Below are 19,013 nucleotides of genomic sequence, written 5' to 3'. Positions count from 1 at the left end.
GGAGAACAATAATGAACAAACCTGCGCTGCAACAGACACCCGATGGTTTCTACCTGAACCGCACGCCCTGGTTCGCCTTTATCCTGCTGTGCAGCATCTTTGCCTTGTGGGCGGCTGCGGCGAGCATGAATGACGTGCTGATCGCCCACTTCAAGAAGGCGTTTTTGCTCAGTGATTTCCAGACCGCCTTTGTGCAGTCGGCGTTTTACCTCGGCTACTTCTTTGTTGCGATTCCGGCCGCGATGGTGGTTCGTCGGTTCAGCTACAAGACCACGATCCTGATCGGCCTGCTGCTGTACATGTTCGGCTGCCTGTTGTTTTTCCCGGCCGCGTCCACGGCCAAGTACGGCATGTTCCTGCTGGCGCTGTTCGTGATTGCTGCCGGCCTGTCGTTCCTGGAGACAGCGTGCAACACCTACTCGACACTGATGGGCCCACGGGAAACCGGAACCCGGCGCTTGAACATCTCCCAGACCTTTCACCCCTTCGGCGCCATGGCCGGGGTGTACGTGGGCAGCTTCGTGATGTTCAAGGACACCGACGCCACCACCCAACAACTGCAGCAGATGAGTGTCTCCGAGGCTGCGGTGCAGCAGTTGCAAATGATTCAGTCCACGTTGTTGCCCTACAAGTGGATGATCGCTGTGCTGGTGCTGATGTTTATCCTGATCGCCATCACCAGGTTCCCGGCCTGCAAGGGCAATAAGCCGGCCGACAGCAAGCCCGGGAGCCTGCGTCAAAGCCTGGGACGGCTGTGGCGTAACCCGCGCTTCACCTTTGGCGTACTCGCGCAGTTTCTGTACGTGGGCGCGCAGGTGGGCGTGTGGAGCTTCACCATCCGCCTGGCCATGCAAATGGGCGGCATGAATGAACGCAGCGCTTCATGGTTTCTGCTCACCACCTTTGCCGCCTACTTTGTCGGCAAGATGATCGCCAACTTGCTGATGCGCCGACTGCACCCGGCCAAGGTCCTGGCGATTTACGGCGTGCTGTGCATCGTGCTGCTGGCCTACACCATTCTGGTGCCGAACATCTCGGCGGTGTACGCAGCAGTCGGCGTGAGCATTTTCCTTGGTCCATGCTGGCCGACAATCTACGGCTTGACCATCGATGGCCTGGGCGAGGACACCGGCGTCGGCGGTTCATTGCTGGTGATGAGCATTGTCGGCGGCGGAGTGATTCCGATCTTCCAGGGCCTGTTGTCTGACGCCAGCGGGGGCAACATGCAGTTGGCCTACAGCGTGCCGTTGCTGTGCTTTATCGTGATCGTGATCTATGCGGTCAAATGCCTGCGCCAGTCAGACACCGCCCCGTTGGGCTCGGCAGCAGCGGTGGCCTCATGAACACGCATATGCCGCTGTATCGTGCGGTGTTTGGCGAGCAGGAAAAGATCCTGTTGCAGTCTGGGGATTTCAAGGTCAGCGCCTGGACGTACCCGTCCGGCGTGCTGGCTGTGGCCCTGGAGAACAGCCGTGGGCGGCTTGTCGTGCTGCCTTATCAAGGGCAGATGATCTGGTCGGCCGTGTTCGACGGCTGTGACCTGACCATGAGCAACCTGTTTGAACAGCCTCGTCCCAGCCCGACGATCATCGATACCTACGGCTGCTTCATGTTCCACAGTGGCCTGCTGCGCAATGGTTGCCCGGCGCCGGATGATACGCATGCGCTGCACGGTGAAATGCCCTGCGCGCCCATGGACACGGCCTGGCTGGAAATAGGCGAGGGCTTTGTGCGCCTGGGCGGCTCGTATCAATACGCCAAGGGATTCGGTGATCGTTACCGGGCGTGCCCGAGCGTGACACTGCGCGCCGATTCGGCCCTGTTCGACATCGACATGGACGTGACCAACCTGGCCGGCAAGCCCATGGACCTGATGTACATGGCCCACATGAACTACGCCTATGTTGCGGGAGGCCGGTTCGTCGAGCCGCTGGGCATGCAGCGCCTGCGCCTGCGTACCAGCGTGCCGGACCACGTCAAGCCAACACCCGACTGGAGCGCCTACATGGCGCAGCTGGCCGAGCATCCAGCCCAGTTGGCCTGCCTCGATCAGCCGGCGCTGTACGACCCTGAGATTGTGTTTTTCTTCGACGGCGTGCGTACCGACGCCACGGGCCACGCGCACTTTCTGCTGGAGCATAGCGATGGCGCGGCGTTCTACACCCGTTATCGTCCCGAACAGTTTGAGCACGCCGCACGCTGGATCTTGCACACGCCGGATCAACAAGTGGCGGCCTTCGTGCTCCCGTCAACCTGCGAGCCCGAAGGCTATAACGCCGAGAACGCCAAAGGTCACGTGCGTCAGCTGGCAGCCGGGGCCAGCGCTTCGTTCAGCGTGACCACCGGCTACCTGAATGCGCAAGAGCGGCAGCGGTTGCTGGGTTAGACCAGCAATTGCGCGCCGCTGGCCTGAATGGCGTCCTTGTAGGCGCGGGGGACTTTCTTGTCGCTGACCACGTACTGAAAGTCGTCCAGGGTGGCGAAGTGAGCGGTGCGCACTGTGTCGAATTTGCTGAAGTCGGCGAGCAGCACCCGTTGCTGGGCCTGGCGCAGGACCTTTTGCTTGACCTCGACTTCATTGAAGTTGAAGCACGTCACGCCGAACTCCTGACTGACGCCCGCGGCGGTCACGAAGGCCCACGTCAGGCGCACGCTGTCGAGAATGCTGCTTTCGGCACTGCTTTCAAACACTTGGTTCTTGCGGTGAAAAGTGCCGCCGCATAACACGATGTGGCAGTTGGGTTTGTTCTGCAGCCTGAGCAGCACGTTCAACGAGCTGCACACCGCGGTGAACTCCAGCTCATCAGGGATGAAATCAATGACAAAGGGCGAGGTGGTGCCGCAGTCGAAAAATACCGTGTCACCGGGTTGTATCAACCGGGCGGCGAGCTTGCCGATGCGACGCTTTTCCTCGACGTGGCGCGTGTCCTGATCGGCTACCCGATAATCGCTGGCCTCGCTGCCGACCCGGGTGATATGGCCACCGAGCAGGCGCAAGTGATCGGTGAAGTGGCTCAGATCCCGGCGCAGGGTCATCTCGGACACGTCCAGCAGCGCGGCCATTTCCCTCAGGTGAATGGCGTTCTGGTCCTGCAAGGCTTGTTGGATAAGCTTGAGTCGCTCGGCTTTTCTACTGTCCACGAGTATTCCAGGGCTTGATTGTTTGTGTTAAATAAGTAACATTAAGTGTGAGTATTGTAACGTATTTTATGTGAGCGCTGTGACAAGCGGTACACGAACATTGGCAACATACAGGCAAGGACTCGTTAAATGAACACTCTTCAACCCGCGGCATTGGCGAAGTACATCGATCACACCTTGCTGGCTCCCGATGCCTCCCGTGAGCAGATCCGCACCTTGTGCGAAGAAGCCCGGGAACATGGCTTTTATTCGGTGTGCGTGAATTCAGGCCAGGTGCCTTACGCCGCGTCGTGCCTGACCGACGATAGCGTGGTGATTTGTGCGGTGGTGGGCTTCCCGCTGGGTGCCGGCCTGAGTGATACCAAGGCATTTGAAGCCCAACGGGCAATTGCCGCCGGGGCAGGGGAGATCGATATGGTGCTCAATATCGGTTGGTTGAAGGAAGGGCTGCTGGACGCGGTGCGCGATGACATTGCCTTGGTCCACAAGACCTGCGGCGCCGTGCCGTTGAAAGTGATCCTGGAAACCTGCCTGCTCGACGACGAACAGAAAGTCCAGGCGTGCGAGATCTGCCGGGATTTGGGCGTGGCATTCGTCAAGACGTCCACCGGGTTCAGCCGCAGCGGCGCAACGGTGGAAGACGTGGCGCTGATGCGCAAAACCGTGGGTGCCGGGGTTGGGGTCAAGGCCTCCGGTGGCGTGCGCGATTATGAGACGGCGATCAAGATGATCAATGCCGGGGCAACACGTTTGGGCAGCAGTTCGGGGATAGCGATTGTGGGCGGCGTGATGACGGCCGCGAGTGGTTACTGATCCAGATCCGATTGACTGTAGGCCCGCCTGTAACCTGATCCGCCAACTGCCTTGAACTCTGCCCGGCACCCGCGCTCGCAATAAGTAGGGCGCGGGTTTTGCCGCGTGCCGTGTTCATTCAGTCAAGGGAGCAGACCATGGATACCTACAACATCAACAAGACCGGCACGGGTTGGGCACTGACCAAGCAGGGCTCGGCGCGGCCGTCGAAAACGGCGGAAACCAAAGAGGCGATCGTTGAGTTGGCGAAGGAATTTCTCAGCGACAAGACGGCGTCGCTGAGGATTCACAGCATGGACGGGCGGATTCAGGAGGAGCGCACGTACCCGCGCAAAGCTGATCCGACACGATCTCCAGGCTAACCGAGTACCAAATGTGGGAGCGGGCTTGCTCGCGAAAGCGGAGTGTCAGGCACTACATGTGTGACTGATCCACCGCCTTCGCGAGCAAGCCCGCTCACACACTGGATTGACGTCCGGCCTTAGAGAATCGGCTTGCCACCGGTCACCGCATAGCGCGAGCCCGAGATGTAACTCGCCTCATCCGACGCCAGCAGCACATAGATCGGTGCCACTTCCACCGGCTGTCCCGGGCGGCCCAGTGGCGTCTCGCTGCCAAAGCTGTTCACGTCCTCATCGGGCATGGTCGAGACAATCAACGGCGTCCAGATCGGCCCTGGCGCCACACTGTTCACACGGATGCCCTTGCTGCCCAAGAGTTGCGCCAGGCCGCCGGTAAAGTTGGCAATTGCGCCCTTGGTGGCCGCATACGCCAGCAACGTCGGCTTGGGCATATCGGAGTTCACCGAACTGGTATTGATGATCGACCCGCCGGCCTTCATATGTGGCAGGGCCGCCTTGCAGATGCGAAACATCGCAGTGATGTTGATATCGAAGGTCTTGACCCATTCCTCGTCGGGAATCTCTTCCAGAGTCTCGTGGGTCATCTGGAACGCTGCGTTATTCACCAGCACGTCGATACGCCCGAACTGCTCGACGGTTTGGTCGACAATCGCTTGGCAGTTGGCCTTTTGCGCGAGGTCCCCTGGCAACAACAGGCACTGGCGACCGGCTTCTTCCACCCAGCGTGCGGTTTCCTTCGCGTCCTCGTGTTCATCCAGGTAGGCGATGGCCACGTCGGCACCTTCACGGGCAAAGGCAATCGCCACGGCGCGGCCGATGCCGCTGTCGGCGCCGGTGATCAGGGCGATCTTGTTGGCCAGGCGGCCGGAGCCGGTGTAGCTCTTCTCGCCGCAGTCGGGGTAGGGGTCCATCTTCTTCTGCGAACCGGGAACGGATTGGGCCTGGCTGGCGAAAGGTGGGCGTGGGTAGTCAGTCATCTCAATCTCCATAGATCACAACGGGTTCTATGGATTAGTAATTTTGCGCGCGGCAATAGTTGTAATCGATTCCCGCAAGGCCCGACGAATGGTTTGCGATCAACCGTGCTGGCAGGCATCACCCAGGCGCATGTAGTCCAGCTCATGCCGCACGCCGTGGCTGTCGATGTAGACCATGTGGCCCTTGACCGGACCGCACTCGGTGGATGACTCGGTACTGACCCGCACCACTTTGGCGATATCCAGGTCCTGAGAGTAGTCGTACGTCTCGCTGGCGGGTGCGCTGGCACTCACAGTGGGTGCCAGGGTTTCGCCTTGGGCGACGGCCAGTGTGCTGAACAGGCCCAGCACGGCAATAAGCAAATAACGCATGAGAACCTCCGACACCACGAAGGTGGTGGCTTGACTGTGAGGTTCATTCTACAAAGCGCCTGCCGGGGGGATGAACGCCTGCGGGCCAATAGCAGACATCAGCCAAATCGATGCGCGCAGGCGCTTATATTCATTTGAGAGTCACAGCTGATTTTTTATTACTTCCAAAGCCCGATATCTCTGCGGCACAGTCGCTGCCTTTATTCCAGGCCCCGACTCAGGGGGCGTTGGCGGATGATTGTTGAGACGGGCGATAGGTCTCGTAAGGGAGCAAGGCATGGGTGTCAGTCAGGCCCTCGGTTACCCATTGATTGGGCAGATGTTCCAAAAGGATTACCAGTGGTTGTGCAGTTCAGTCAGGCGAACCTTGGGGTGTCATCACAGCGCACAGGACATTGCCTCGGAAACCTTCCTGCGGGTGTTGTCGCTACCGGACCCCGCCGCTATTCGCGAACCTCGGGCGCTGTTGACCACCATCGCCCGGCGCCTGGTGTACGAGGGCTGGCGTCGGCAGGACCTGGAACGTGCCTACCTTGAAAGCCTGGCCCATGCGCCCGTGCCGGTGCACCCATCACCCGAAGAGCGGGCGTTGGTCATCGAGGCCTTGCTGGCCGTGGATCGCCTGCTGGACGGGCTGTCCGCCAAGGCCAAGGCGGCGTTTCTTTACCATCAACTGGACGGCCTGACCTACAGCCAGATCGGCGAGCGCTTGCAGGTCTCCACCAGCCGTGTACAGCAATACATGGCCGATGCCTTCAAGCGCTGCTACCTGGTGATGGCTCAGCCATGAGCCTTTTGCGCCCGGAAGAAGCCGTGGTGGAGGAGGCCGCGCGGTGGATGGCCCTGCTGCAATCGGAGCACGCCAGCGCTCAGGAACGGCAGGCATTCGAGACGTGGTGCGCGGCTGACATTCGTCACCGCCAGGTAATTGATCAAATGAGCGGTGGCATGGGGCTGTTGCGCAATCATGCATTGCGCGGAGTGCCCAGCGAGCACCTTTTGCATAGCCTGAAAGCACCGTCCAGCCGTCGACGTTTTGTCGCTGGTAGCCTGGGTATCGTCGCGTTGGCAGCGCTGTTTCTCGGTCGTCGCCAGGGCTGGTTGGGGGATACCAGCGAGCTGTCCACTGGCACTGGGGAGCGTAAACACTTCACGCTGGACGACGGCAGCTTGCTGACGCTGAACGCACAGAGCCGGGCGATTGCGCGTTTCGATGCACACCGGCGTGTGCTGGAGTTACGGGATGGGGAGTTGCTGGTGGACGTGGCCAAGGACCCGGCGCGGCCCTTCGTGGTGCAAACCCGGCATGGCCAGATTCGCGCGTTGGGTACCCGATTCCTGGTGCAGCGTGACGAAGCGTCCACCCGTCTGTTGATGCTGCATTCGCGAGTGGAAGTGGTCACTCAGGACGGCGCGCGTCAAATCGTGGAGGCGGGGCAGAGCATGCGGTTTGATCAACAGCACACCTTTGGCCTTGGCCCCCTCAAGGGCGATGAAACCGGTTGGACCCAAGGACGCCTTGAAGTCCACGACCGGGCGTTAAGCGAAGTGATCGACAGCCTGCGCAGCTATCGCCCCGGGATTCTGCGCCTGAGCCCCAATGTGGCGCAGCTGCGCCTGAGCGGCATCTATCCCCTGGACGATACGGACCGCACCCTGCAGCTGCTGGAGAATTCATTACCGATTCGCGTGACGTATCACAGCGCCTATTGGGTAAGTATTGAGGCCCGTTAAACCGGTTATAAACTCATAGCATCTTCGCCTAAACACCGCCCTATAAAAACGCGTCTGCCGCTGCTCAACCCCTGTAGACACATTCAACAGGGAGATCCTCGATGTTCTTATTCAAACAACAATTACCTCGACTGACGCTGGCGGCGGCGTTGGCGATGGGTGTCTGCAGCACCTGCGTAATGGCCCAGGAAGCGGCCAGCCAGGTGTTCAGCTTTGATATCGCCGGCGGTCCGCTCGATACGGTGCTGCTGGATATTTCCCGGCAGACCGGCGTGATGATTTCCTTCAATCAGCAGTTGGTTCAGGGCAAGCGCAGCGCCCCCATTCGCGGAGATTTGGGCAGCCTGCAAGCGGTGGACAAAGCGTTACAGGGCAGCGGCCTGCAAGTCAGCGACAGCGAACAGGGGCTGACGGTGCACGCAGCGCCCGTGACCTCCACCAACGCCGTCCCGGCCGCGGGGAAAAGTACTGACTACCGTATGGAAAAAGTCACAGTGACCGGCTCGGCGATTCGTCGGGTGGACGCGGAAACGGCCGTGCCGGTGACCATCCTGCGGGTCGAGCAATTGCGCGAGCAGGGTGTGAGCACTACCGAGGAGTTGATTAGCCGCATCTCGGCGAACCAATCTTCCGTTGGCTCCGGGCGTTCGGTGGGTTCCAGCAGCGGCGGTGCAGCGTTTGCCGACTTGCGCGGGATTGGCGCGAACAAAACCCTGGTGCTGCTCAACGGCCGGCGCCTGAGCAACAACGCCGTCAACACCACCAACGGCTCCGGGGTGGACTTGAACACCATCCCGTTCGCCGCTATCGACCGTGTGGAAGTGCTGCGCGATGGCGCGTCGGCGCTGTACGGCACCGACGCGATCGGTGGGGTGATCAACTTCATCACCAAGACCAGCCTGACCGGCGGCCAGCTCTCGACCAATTACGATTCGCCGACCCGCTCCGGCGGTGGTGACAGCCATAACTTCAGCGGCAGTTATGGTTTTGGCGACCTTGAAGACGACCGCTTCAACGTATTTGGCGTGGTCAGCTATGACAAGCAGACGCGCCTGGCCGCCAAGGACCGCGACTACACCTACAACTACCAGCCCGGTCGCGGCCTGGATTTCACCTCGGGCACCGCCGCCCCGGCGAACTGGAGCCAGGGCAGCAACGCGACCAACCCGCTGGCCGGCTCCGGCTGTAACTCCCCCGGGTTGCTGTCACGCAATGGCATCTGCCGCCAAAGCCTGTGGAGTTACCTGGACCTGGTGCCGGAAACCGAAAAAACCTCGGCCTTTGCCAAAGCCACCGGCAAGCTGGCCGATGACCACACCGTGAGCCTTGAGTACTTCTGGGCGCGCAACGAAAACCGCACGCAGATCGGCCCGGGGACCCTGATGGGCGCCCAAGTGAATCCGAGAACGGCGTTCTATCCGGGCAACGGCATCACTCCGGGCCCGACGGGTTTTGCCCTGGACCCAACACAACCCGTGGATGTGAACTGGCGCGAAACCGACGCCGGGGCGCGCAAGCACGAAGATGACAACACCAGCCAGCGCCTGCTGCTGAGCTTCGAGGGCAACGTGGCGAACTGGGACTACAACGTCGGTGCGTCCTACAACCAGAACAAAGTGGTGCAAACCATTCTGGACGGTTATGTGAACGACCAGACCATCAGCCAGGGTATCGCCAACGGCGTGATCAACCCGTTCGGGCCGCAGAGCGAAGCGGGCAGGGCGTTGCTCGCCTCCAGCCGCGTCGATGGCGATTACGCCACTGCCGTGGGCCGAGTGAAGAGTATCGACGGTCGCGTCAGCCGTGAAATCGGCGACTGGTTTGGCGCAGGTCCCACAGGCCTGGCGCTGGGTGGCGAATACCGCAAGGAAGATTTTCACCAGGACTTCGCCCAATTCGCCGAGACCGTGCAGAGCCTCGGCGTAGACCCCAATGGTGCGGTACGCGGCAATCGCAGCGTCTCGGCCGAGTACGCCGAGGTGAATGTGCCGGTGCTCGAAAGCCTGGAGCTGTCCGCGGCGGTGCGTCATGACAAATACAGCGACTTCGGCAGCACCACCAACCCGAAATACTCGTTCCGTTTTCAGCCATTCAAAGAGCTGGTGGTTCGCGGCGCCTACAGCGAAGGGTTCCGTGCGCCGTCGCTGTATGAGTTGTACAACCCGACCTACACCAGCTACACCGTGGCCAACTACAACGACCCGCGCCTGTGCCCGGGCGGTACGCCGGCCAATGGCGGGATCGGTAACCGCGACTGCGCCCAACAGTTCCGCCGGCAAACGGGCGGCAACGGCAGCTTGAGCCCGGAAACCGCACGTAACGTGACGTTTGGCTTCGTGTTTCAACCGATTGAGCGCCTCAGTGCCGCCCTGGATTTCTGGTGGATCACCATCGCCAACCAGATCGCCGAGTTCCCCGAGTCCTCGGTATTTGACGACCCGGATGCCTACGGCGACCGCTTGATTCGCAAGGCCGACGGCTCCATCGATCACATCGTTACCGGCCTGGCCAACCTCGGGAAAACCAAGACCAACGGCGTGGATGTGAGTTTCGATTACCGCTTCCCGAGCACCGCCATCGGTGACTTCGGGATCGGCCTGCAAGGCACCTACGTCAACGAATACAAATACCAACAGGAGCTCAAAGGCGACTACATCGACAAACTCGGTGATTTTCGTGGCGGCGAATTCTCCACCGCTGGCGCCGTTGCACGCTGGCGCCACAGCCTGACCGGCACCTGGGCCCGCGGACCGCTGGGCGTCAGCCTGACCAACCGCTACACCAGTGGCTATCACGACTCGGACCCGGAAACCCATGATTCCGTAGGCTCCTACAATGTCTGGGACCTGGCGGGTACCTACAACTGGAGCAAGTCCCTGGCCGTCACATTGGGCGCGAAGAACCTGTTCGACCGCGCGCCGCCATTCAGCAACCAGACCTACGCGTTCCAGAGCGGGTACGACCCCAAGTACGCCGACCCGTTTGGGCGGATCCTCTATACCCGAGTCAGTTACAACTTCTGATTTTTCATAAGGTCTGGACGCTGCTCTATAAAACAGGCTGGTCCGCTGCACCTACCTCCTAGGTGCAGCGTGATTCTCCTGTCGATAACCTTATTCCAAAACGGTATTTCCACGCCATTCATAAGACTCCTTATGATCACGTCATAACTCGTTATGACAAGTGGTCCTGATGAACGAATCAACCATCGCCTTATCTCCTCTGTCCAGCGTTCCGCTGCATGCCCAACTGCGGGATCTGCTGCGCAGCCGCATCCTTGATGGTGAGTACGCGCCGAACACCCAGATGCCTTCCGAAAGCGAGCTGGGTGCGCGCTTCAAAGTCAGCCGCATCACCGTGCGCCAGGCCTTGGGTGATCTGCAAAAGGAAGGCCTGATCTACAAGATCCACGGCAAGGGTACCTTCGTCTCCAAGCCCAAGGCTTATCAGAACGTCAGCACTCTGCAAGGGTTGGGCGAGTCCATGACCGAGCGCGGCTATGAAGTGATCAATCGCCTGCGCAGCTACCGCTTTGTGCCCGCTGACAAGTTAGTGGCCGAGCGCCTGGGCGTGGAGGAGGGCACCACTGTCACGCAGATCAAGCGGGTACGGCTGATCAATCGCGAGCCGGTGTCGCTGGAAATCACCTACCTCAGCCAGGCCCTGGGCGAGCGCCTGGAAAACGCCGACCTGGTGACCCGCGACATCTTTCTGATCCTGGAGAACGACTGCGGTTTGCAACTGGGTCACGCCGACGTGGCGATTGACGCGGTGCTCGCCGATAGCGAACTGACCCAGGCGCTGAACGTGGAGGCGGGTTCGCCGATCATGCGCATCGAGCGCCTGACCCACACCGCCGACGGCCAGCCAGTGGACTTTGAACACCTGTATTACCGCGGCGATGCGTTTCAGTACCGCCTGCGCATCGACCGTCAGCGAGGTAGCCGCCCGTGAGCCGCAAAACCCTGGAGCTGGAATACGACATCGTGGTGATCGGCGGCGGCACCGCCGGCCCCATGGCAGCGATCAAGGCCAAGGAGGCCAACCGCGATTTACGCGTTCTGTTGATCGACAAGGCCAACGTCAAACGCAGCGGCGCCATCAGCATGGGCATGGACGGGCTGAACAACGCGATTATTCCAGGCCACTCCACGCCGGAGCAGTACACCAAGGAAATCACGATCGCCAACGACGGTATCGTCAACCAGGCGGCGGTGTATGCCTACGCGACCCACAGCTTTGAAACCATCGAGCAGTTGGACCGCTGGGGCGTGAAGTTCGAGAAAGACGAAACCGGCGATTACGCAGTGAAAAAAGTCCATCACATGGGCGCTTATGTGCTGCCGATGCCGGAAGGGCACGACATCAAGAAGGTGCTGTATCGCCAGCTCAAGCGGGCGCGGGTCAACATCACCAACCGGCTGGTCTGCACTCGTTTGCTCACCGACAGTGAAGGCGCAGTGAACGGCGTGATGGGGTTTGACTGCCGTACGGCCGACTTCCAGGTGATCAAGGCCAAGGCGGTCATCCTGTGCTGCGGCGCGGCCGGCCGCCTGGGTTTGCCATCGTCGGGTTACCTGATGGGCACCTATGAAAACCCGACCAACGCCGGCGACGGCTACGCCATGGCCTACCACGCAGGTGCGGAACTGGCGAACCTGGAGTGCTTCCAGATCAACCCGCTGATCAAGGACTACAACGGCCCGGCCTGCGCTTATGTCACCGGGCCCTTGGGTGGCTACACCGCCAACAACAAGGGTGAGCGCTTTATTGAATGCGACTACTGGAGCGGGCAAATGATGTGGGAGTTCCACCAGGAGCTCGAAAGCGGCAACGGCCCGGTGTTTCTCAAGCTCGATCACCTGGCCGAGGAAACCATCCAGAACATCGAGCAGATCCTGCACAGCAACGAGCGTCCCAGCCGTGGTCAGTTTCACGCTAACCGGGGCACTGACTACCGCAGCCAGATGGTCGAGATGCACATCTCCGAGATCGGCTTTTGCAGCGGGCATTCGGCGTCGGGCGTGTGGGTCAACGAGCGCGCCGAGACGTCGGTCAAGGGCCTGTATTCGGCGGGTGACATGGCGGCCGTGCCCCACAACTACATGCTCGGTGCGTTCACCTATGGCTGGTTCGCCGGCACCAACGCTGCCAGCTTTGTGGCCGAGCGCGAATTCAGCGCGGTGGATGCCCGGCAAGTCGCCACCGAGCAGGCGCGGGTCTACGCGCCGCTGGACCGCGAAACCGGCCTGCCGCCGGCCCAGGTCGAATACAAGCTGCGGCGCTTCGTCAACGATTACCTGCAACCGCCCAAGGTCACTCGCAAGATGGAAATCGGCTTGCAACGCTTTGCCGACATCGAGCGCGACCTGGACCAGATGAAAGCCCACAACCCCCATGAATTGATGCGCGCGATGGAAACCAGCGTGATTCGCGACTGCGCCGAAATGGCCGCCCGCGCCTCACTGTACCGCGCTGAAAGCCGCTGGGGTTTGTACCACTACCGGGTTGACCACCCGCAACGCAACGATGCCGACTGGTTCTGCCATTGCCACCTGAAAAAAGGTGACGACGGGCAGATGGTCAGCTTCAAGAAACCCGTCGAGCCGTATGTGATTGCGTTGGATGCCGAAGAGCTGCAGGCCTACGACCGCCTGCGGGTGGGCGCCCACGCGGCTGCCTGAACCTGCGTTGCACCGCTACAGCCAGAGAGCGCAAAAGCGCCAAGGACACCGTGAAATGGCCTACCAGCCCCAGGAAATATTCTTCCGCTCCAATGCCCCGGTGACGGTGGATGAAGACAAGTGCATCGCCGAAAAAGGCTGCACGGTCTGCGTCGACGTGTGCCCGATGGACCTGTTGGCGATCAATCCGGCAACCCAGAAAGCGTACATGGCGTTCGATGAATGCTGGTACTGCATGCCCTGTGAAAAAGATTGCCCCACCGGCGCAGTCAAGGTCGAGATCCCGTACCTGCTGCGCTGAGATCTGCCGCAAACGCCATCCGCCAACCCCGGACGCCATCCGAGTGACACCCCCTCGTTTCCCACCACGCCAGACCGTGGCGGAGACGACTCTTTCAATCACGATTCGAGGGGAACTACCCAAATGTTATTGCGTGCAACCTTGGCCGGCCTGGTGCTGGCTTCCTTGAGCCTGTCGGCTCAGGCCCAAACGATCCGGGTGGCCATCGGCACCCAGGACACCACCATCAACTGTGCGGCGGGCGGCTTGCTGATCCGCGAGCTGGGGCTGTTGGACAAGTACCTGCCACACGACGGCAAGTACAAGGACGCTACCTACGACGTGCAGTGGAAAAACTTCACCAGTGGCGCGCCGCTGACTAATGAAATGGTCGCCGGCAAACTGGACTTTGGCGCGATGGCCGACTTCCCCGGCGCCTTCAATGGCGTGGCGTTCGAAGCGGCGGGCAAGCACAGCCTGTTTATCAGCGTGTTGTCGGGCAATATCAAGGGCAGCGGCAATGGCATCGTGGTGCCGATTGCTTCCAGCGCCCAGTCCCTGGCCGACCTGAAAGGCAAGACCATCTCCGTACCATTCGCCTCGACGGCCCACGGCATGTTGCTGCGCGCCGTTGCAGCCCAGGGTTGGGACCCGCTGAAGGACGTCAACATCATTGCCCAGGCGCCCGAAGTGGCGGGTTCGGCGTTGCAGGCCAACAAGATCGACGCCCATGCGGACTTTGTGCCGTTTGGCGAACTGTTCCCCAACCGGGGTTTTGCCCGCAAGATCTACGACGGCTCGCAATCCAATACCCCGACGTTTCACGGCGCGCTGGTGGACGAGGGTTACGCCAAACAGTACCCGGAAGTGGTCATCGCCTACCTGCGCGCAAGTATCGAGGCCAATCAGTTGCTGGCCGCAGAACCGGAGAAGTACAGCGAACTGATCGAAAAAGTCACCGGTGTCGAAGCCGAGGTGAACTACCTGTTCCATGGCCCGCTGGGGGTGCAAACCCGTGACCTGAGCTGGAAACCCGAATACCGCCAGGCCGTGGGCACCGCGATCGACACCCTCAAATTGCTGAAAAAGGCCGACCGCGGTCTGGACCTCAATACCTTTATCGACGACCAGTACATCCGTGCCGCGTTCAAGGCATCTGGCCTGGACTATGCGGCGCAATTGGGCAATTACACCCAATCCCCGCTGAAGGCCAATGATGCCCTGACCGGCAAACCGATCACCGACTGGAAGCATGTCGCGCAAATCTGGGTCGAGGGTGAGCCCAAGGTGCGCGATTACGCCTCGGCCGAGGCGGCGTTCACCGCCCTGGACAGCCTGAACAAACAAGGCAAGGCGGTGCGCGCGGTCTATGCCCAGGCCCAGGACAGCGGCATCAAGTTGTTGGCCAGCCAGGCGTGGTTTGCGAGCAATCAGCAAGGCCAACTCAGCGCGTTCCTGCTCAAGGGCCAGGCGCAGCAGTTCGCCCAGGCTCAGGGCGGCAAGGTGTTCAACTTTACCGACGCCGGCGTGCAGGCCGTTGCCGGTCGCTGAGGGAGCGTGTTCATGACAAGCACCCCATGGCGCTGGCTGCCCAAGGCCGCTTCATTGCTGTTGTGCCTGCTGTTCTGGCAGTTGGCGGCCAGCCAGCACTGGAACCTGTGGCTGGTGACCTTCGCCAATGTGCCCACGCCGGGCTCCGTGGTGCAGGCCGCCCTTGGGCTGGCGGACTCGGGCAAGCTCGCCAGGCACCTGGGTGCGAGTTTGACCCGGGTGTTTGAAGGCTACCTGGCGGCAGCAGTGGTGGGCATCGGCCTGGGCATCGCGATTGGCCGCTGGAAGTGGGCGGAAGACCTGCTGTTGCCGCCATTGGAGGTGATACGGCCGATCCCGGCGGTGGCCTGGATTCCGCTGGCGATCCTGATGTTCCCGTCGTCGGAGCTGTCGATGATCTTCATTACCTTCACCGGCGCGCTGTTTCCGGTGCTGCTCAACACCGTGCATGGCGTGGAGGGCGTCGACCCACGGCTGATCGCGTCGGCGCGCAGCCTGGGGGCAGGGCGCCGGGCGATCCTGCTGGAAGTGATCCTGCCAGGCGCCGCGCCGAGCATCATCACCGGCCTGGCCATCGGCATGGGTACTTCGTGGTTCTGCCTGGTGACGGCGGAAATGATCTCCGGCCAATACGGCATCGGCTATTACACCTGGGAGTCCTACACCATCCAGAACTATGCCGACATTGTCGTCGGCATGCTGTTGATCGGGGTGCTGGGCATGGGCAGCAGCCTGTTGGTCAAGCGCCTCGGTGCACTGTTCACGCCCTGGCATCGACCACGAGGTAAAGCCTGATGAGTCAACTTGAAGGGCGTGTCGAGATTCGCGGCTTGTCCATTGTATTGGGCGAAAAGCAGCAGGCATTCGAGGCGGTGAAAGCGTTGGATTGCAGGATCGAGCCGGGCCAGTTTGTGTGCATCCTCGGGCCGTCCGGGTGTGGCAAGTCGACCTTGCTCGGCGCGTTGGCCGGGCACCTCACGCCGAGCCAGGGCACCTTGGAAATGGACGGCGAGCCGGTTGTCGGGCCGTCCCAGCAGCGGGGTATGGTGTTTCAGCAACACACCCTGTTCCCTTGGCGCTCGGTGCGCGAAAACGTCGCCTTTGGCCTGAAGATGCGCGGTGTAGGCAAGGCCGAGCGCCTGGCTGCCGCCGATGAAATTCTTCAACTGGTGGGCTTGGAAGATTGTGCCGAGCGCTGGCCCAACCAGCTGTCTGGCGGCATGCAGCAGCGGGTGGAAATCGCCCGGGTGTTGATCAACCGTCCCGGCCTGCTGTTGATGGACGAACCCTTCGGCGCGCTGGACGCCTTGACCCGCATGAAGATGCAGGCCTTGCTGCTGGACATCTGGACGCGTATCCGCACCACCGTGGTGTTTGTCACCCATGACATCGACGAAGCGTTGTTCCTGGCCGACCGCATCCTGGTCATGAGCCCACGGCCCGGGCGCATCATCGAAGATTTCCTGCTGACCTTCCCGAGGCCACGCAGCACCGAGCTGATGACCTCGCCGGAATTTACCCACCTCAAGCGCCATTGCCTTGAGCTGTTGCACCACGAAGAGGGTCGCCAGTTGCCACGGCTGAACCCGCTCGGGCTACCCAACGATCACCCAAGACCGCGATTTGCCATATGACCTATGAAACCGAAAACCCCGACATCGAAGCCCTGCGCCCCCGGCTGCAAGCGCCGGATGCCGGCATGCGCCGGATCGCCCTGATTGATTTGGCAGACCTGGAAGACCCAGACGGCCTGGTGTGGCTGGTAGACAGCCTGCGCCACGACCCGGCCACCGACGTGCGCGCCCAGGCCGCCAGCCTGCTGGAAGCCTGGGAGGAAGACGAAGTGGTCGAGGCGCTGTGCCAGGCGCTGACCGACACCGAGGTATCGGTGCGTGACGCAGCCGCCCAGAGCTTGAGCGTGCTCAAGACAACACAGGCGGGCCGGTTGTTATTACCCTGGACCACCCACGCCGACGTCAGTGTGCGCACGGCTATATTTCGTGCCTTGCGCGAGTTGCGCCTTGAAGATTCGGCGCCGTCGGCACTGTTGGCGCTGAACGATGCCGATGCGGGCGTACGCCGCGAAGCAGTCGGCGTGCTTGGCTGGCTAAAGCACCTGCCGGCACTGGAGGCCTTGGCGATACTGGCCAGCAGCGACCCGGACACCGAAGTCCGGCGCGCCGCCACCGGCGCCCTGGGTCTTGCCAGTGATGATCGGGTGCTACCCGCGCTGTATGAAGCGTTGCAGGACGTCACTTGGCAAGTGCGGGAGGAGGCGGCGACTACCCTGGGCAAAGTCGGTAGTGCCAGTGCAGGCGACGCCTTGATCAAGGCGCTGGCCGATGACTACTGGCAAGTCCGCCTGCGCGCAACCCGCAGCCTGGGTCGCCTGCGCTATGCCCCAGCGTTGCACGGGTTGGTCCTGACCTTGGGCCATAGCATCAGCAATCTGCGCAAGGAAGCCGCTCTGGCACTGGGCGAATTGGGCGATCGCCAAGCCCTTGGTCCGTTGCGTGATGCCGCCAACGATGGCGACCCGGAAGTGCGCAAGGCGGTCCGCATTGCCCTGGAGCAACTGCAATGAACAGCGCACCGAAAAGCATTGGGCGCGATGATGAAGGACGCTTGAGGCTGGAATGGCATGAAGGCGTGCAATGGATCGACCATACCCGCCTGCGCCGTGAATGCCCGTGTTCACAGTGCAGGGCCTTTCGGTTGAGGGGCATGCTGCCGCTGGTATCGGACGGTGTTCGGGTACTGGAAGTGCATCCCCAGGGGTATGGCGTGCAGTTGATCTTCAGCGATGGGCATCAGCGGGGGATTTACCCGTGGGCCTATTTGGCGGGCATGGGGCTTCAGGCTGAGGCCCCAATTTCCACTGCTCAGGTACGCGGCTGAGGCTGCAGGTGCGCCGGCAGGCGGTGCAGCGTCCACCACACGGTGAGCATCGCCGCCACAGCGCTGAGTGCGATGCCGATCAACATCGGCGCCGGTGTGTGGTCGGCGAACACACCCACTACCGCCATGCACACGGCCGCGGTGATCATCTGGATCGCGCCCAACAAAGCCGATGCAGAACCGGCGACGGCGCCGTGATCTTCCAGGGACAACACCCCGGCCGCCGGCAATAGCAGGCCGAGGAAACCAAAGCCGACAAACAGCAGCGCCATCATCAACGGCAGGCTGTTGCCCCACAGTGTGGTAAGGGCGAGCAAGGTCATGACGGTCGCCACGCCGGCCACCGACCAACGAATCAGAGGGGCCAAACCGAAGCGGGCACTCAAGCGCGCCGTCAGTTGGCTAAGGGCAAAAAACGACGCTGCGTTGAGGGCAAAGCACAGGCTGAATTGCGTTGGCGTGAGCCCGTAATACTCGATGTAAACGAACGGCGCGCTGCCGATGAACACGAAGAACGTCGCCAGGCCAAAACCGCCCACCACCGACAACCCGGTAAACACCGGATCGCGCAGCAACGCGCCGTAGCTGCCGAACGCATTGCCCAGGGTCTTGCCCAGGCGGCGTTCGGCGGGGTGGGTTTCCGGCAGTTGCACGGCGGTCATGATCAGGCACAGCACGGCGGCCACACCCAGCGCCAGAAACACTTCGCGCCAGCTCCATACCGCAATGATCAGGCTGCCCGCCAGTGGCGCGAGAATCGGCGAAATACTCACCACCAGCATCAACAACGCCATTAAGCGTGCAGCTTCATGGCCGGTGTACAAGTCACGGACAATTGCCCGGGGAATCACCATCCCGGCGCAGGCGCCAAAGGCCTGCAACGCCCGGAAGCCGATCAGCGCTTCGATGGTGGGGGCGAGGGCGCAACCAATGCTGCCCACGATAAAGATCACCAGGCCGGCGTAGATCGGCGGTTTGCGCCCGAACACATCGCTGATCGGGCCGTAGAACAGCTGGCATACACCGATGATCATAAAGAACACCGTCAGGCTCATCTGCACCGCAGCGGGCGAGGCATGCAGGCTGGCACCCAGCGTTGGCAAAGCCGGCAGGTAGATGTCGATGGCAAACGGGCCGACGGCGGTGATCAACCCCAGCAGCAGGGCGAGGTGGGCGATACTTCGAGACATGGTGATTCCGG

The 19,013-nt window shown here is 61.4% G+C and carries 19 protein-coding genes; 15 read left to right on the top strand and 4 right to left on the bottom strand.

What is annotated here, in order from left to right; genetic code table 11:
- Positions 1-11: 11 nt before the first annotated feature.
- Positions 12-1,343, top strand: a complete 1,332-nt coding sequence (gene fucP, locus HBJ59_RS18365) for an L-fucose:H+ symporter permease (RefSeq protein ID WP_167664355.1) — start codon at positions 12-14, stop codon at positions 1,341-1,343.
- Positions 1,340-2,386 carry an aldose 1-epimerase family protein gene (locus HBJ59_RS18360; RefSeq protein ID WP_167664354.1) on the top strand — a complete coding sequence of 349 codons (1,047 nt, stop codon included), beginning with the start codon at positions 1,340-1,342 and terminating at the stop codon, positions 2,384-2,386. The genes fucP and HBJ59_RS18360 overlap by 4 nt, the downstream gene beginning before the upstream one ends.
- On the opposite strand, the gene deoR is transcribed toward HBJ59_RS18360, so the two are convergent.
- A complete protein-coding gene (gene deoR / locus HBJ59_RS18355; protein WP_167664353.1) occupies positions 2,383-3,141 on the bottom strand; it encodes a DNA-binding transcriptional repressor DeoR in 759 nt (252 codons plus the stop codon). The genes HBJ59_RS18360 and deoR overlap by 4 nt on opposite strands.
- A gap of 129 nt (positions 3,142-3,270) precedes the next feature.
- Between deoR and deoC the strand changes: the two genes are divergently transcribed.
- Entirely contained in the window at positions 3,271-3,954 is a 684-nt protein-coding gene (deoC, locus tag HBJ59_RS18350) for a deoxyribose-phosphate aldolase (RefSeq protein ID WP_076013434.1), read from the top strand.
- Positions 3,955-4,091: 137 nt separating this feature from the next.
- The gene (locus HBJ59_RS18345) at positions 4,092-4,316 is read left to right on the top strand and encodes a DUF2188 domain-containing protein (protein WP_003217639.1); all 225 of its coding nucleotides are present in this window, start codon (positions 4,092-4,094) and stop codon (positions 4,314-4,316) included.
- A gap of 119 nt (positions 4,317-4,435) precedes the next feature.
- Here the strand turns inward: HBJ59_RS18345 and HBJ59_RS18340 are convergent, their stop codons facing one another.
- Positions 4,436-5,293, bottom strand: a complete 858-nt coding sequence (locus tag HBJ59_RS18340) for an SDR family oxidoreductase (protein WP_003217640.1) — start codon at positions 5,291-5,293, stop codon at positions 4,436-4,438.
- A gap of 99 nt (positions 5,294-5,392) precedes the next feature.
- Positions 5,393-5,665 (bottom strand): DUF2790 domain-containing protein, encoded by a 273-nt coding sequence (locus tag HBJ59_RS18335; protein WP_167664352.1) that lies wholly within the window; start codon positions 5,663-5,665, stop codon positions 5,393-5,395.
- A 277-nt stretch (positions 5,666-5,942) separates the two neighbouring features.
- On the opposite strand from HBJ59_RS18335, the gene HBJ59_RS18330 reads away from it, so the two are divergent.
- The 11 genes from HBJ59_RS18330 to HBJ59_RS18280 all read left to right on the top strand — a co-directional run bounded on the left by HBJ59_RS18330 (position 5,943) and on the right by HBJ59_RS18280 (position 17,812).
- Entirely contained in the window at positions 5,943-6,455 is a 513-nt protein-coding gene (locus HBJ59_RS18330) for a sigma-70 family RNA polymerase sigma factor (protein ID WP_167664351.1), read from the top strand.
- Positions 6,452-7,399: a FecR domain-containing protein gene (locus tag HBJ59_RS18325; RefSeq protein WP_167664350.1), complete on the top strand. Its 948-nt coding sequence runs from the start codon at positions 6,452-6,454 to the stop codon at positions 7,397-7,399. Before HBJ59_RS18330 ends, HBJ59_RS18325 begins: the two co-directional genes overlap by 4 nt.
- A gap of 101 nt (positions 7,400-7,500) precedes the next feature.
- Positions 7,501-10,422: a TonB-dependent receptor gene (locus tag HBJ59_RS18320; protein ID WP_167664349.1), complete on the top strand. Its 2,922-nt coding sequence runs from the start codon at positions 7,501-7,503 to the stop codon at positions 10,420-10,422.
- A 169-nt stretch (positions 10,423-10,591) separates the two neighbouring features.
- Positions 10,592-11,353 (top strand): GntR family transcriptional regulator, encoded by a 762-nt coding sequence (locus tag HBJ59_RS18315; RefSeq protein ID WP_167664348.1) that lies wholly within the window; start codon positions 10,592-10,594, stop codon positions 11,351-11,353.
- Complete coding sequence (locus HBJ59_RS18310; RefSeq protein ID WP_167664347.1) at positions 11,350-13,083, top strand: fumarate reductase/succinate dehydrogenase flavoprotein subunit; 1,734 nt, start codon at positions 11,350-11,352, stop codon at positions 13,081-13,083. The genes HBJ59_RS18315 and HBJ59_RS18310 overlap by 4 nt, the downstream gene beginning before the upstream one ends.
- A 55-nt stretch (positions 13,084-13,138) precedes the next feature.
- Positions 13,139-13,384 carry a ferredoxin family protein gene (locus tag HBJ59_RS18305; RefSeq protein ID WP_003217650.1) on the top strand — a complete coding sequence of 82 codons (246 nt, stop codon included), beginning with the start codon at positions 13,139-13,141 and terminating at the stop codon, positions 13,382-13,384.
- A gap of 123 nt (positions 13,385-13,507) precedes the next feature.
- Positions 13,508-14,914, top strand: coding sequence for an ABC transporter substrate-binding protein (locus tag HBJ59_RS18300; protein ID WP_167664346.1), 1,407 nt, complete (start codon positions 13,508-13,510; stop codon positions 14,912-14,914).
- 12 nt (positions 14,915-14,926) lie between these two features.
- Positions 14,927-15,709: an ABC transporter permease gene (locus HBJ59_RS18295; RefSeq protein WP_167664345.1), complete on the top strand. Its 783-nt coding sequence runs from the start codon at positions 14,927-14,929 to the stop codon at positions 15,707-15,709.
- Positions 15,709-16,548 (top strand): ABC transporter ATP-binding protein, encoded by an 840-nt coding sequence (locus HBJ59_RS18290; RefSeq protein WP_167664344.1) that lies wholly within the window; start codon positions 15,709-15,711, stop codon positions 16,546-16,548. Before HBJ59_RS18295 ends, HBJ59_RS18290 begins: the two co-directional genes overlap by 1 nt.
- Positions 16,545-17,498 carry a HEAT repeat domain-containing protein gene (locus HBJ59_RS18285; protein ID WP_167664343.1) on the top strand — a complete coding sequence of 318 codons (954 nt, stop codon included), beginning with the start codon at positions 16,545-16,547 and terminating at the stop codon, positions 17,496-17,498. The genes HBJ59_RS18290 and HBJ59_RS18285 overlap by 4 nt, the downstream gene beginning before the upstream one ends.
- Positions 17,495-17,812: a DUF971 domain-containing protein gene (locus tag HBJ59_RS18280; protein ID WP_167664342.1), complete on the top strand. Its 318-nt coding sequence runs from the start codon at positions 17,495-17,497 to the stop codon at positions 17,810-17,812. Before HBJ59_RS18285 ends, HBJ59_RS18280 begins: the two co-directional genes overlap by 4 nt.
- Here the strand turns inward: HBJ59_RS18280 and HBJ59_RS18275 are convergent.
- Positions 17,797-19,002: a multidrug effflux MFS transporter gene (locus HBJ59_RS18275; protein WP_167664341.1), complete on the bottom strand. Its 1,206-nt coding sequence runs from the start codon at positions 19,000-19,002 to the stop codon at positions 17,797-17,799. The genes HBJ59_RS18280 and HBJ59_RS18275 overlap by 16 nt on opposite strands.
- Positions 19,003-19,013: the final 11 nt, after the last annotated feature.

The organism is Pseudomonas sp. AN3A02 (assembly GCF_011765255.1).
In the GTDB taxonomy this organism is placed as follows: Bacteria; Pseudomonadota; Gammaproteobacteria; order Pseudomonadales; family Pseudomonadaceae; genus Aquipseudomonas.
Note: the sequence above shows the minus strand (reverse complement) of the source record. Positions and strands in the feature narration are given on the sequence as shown.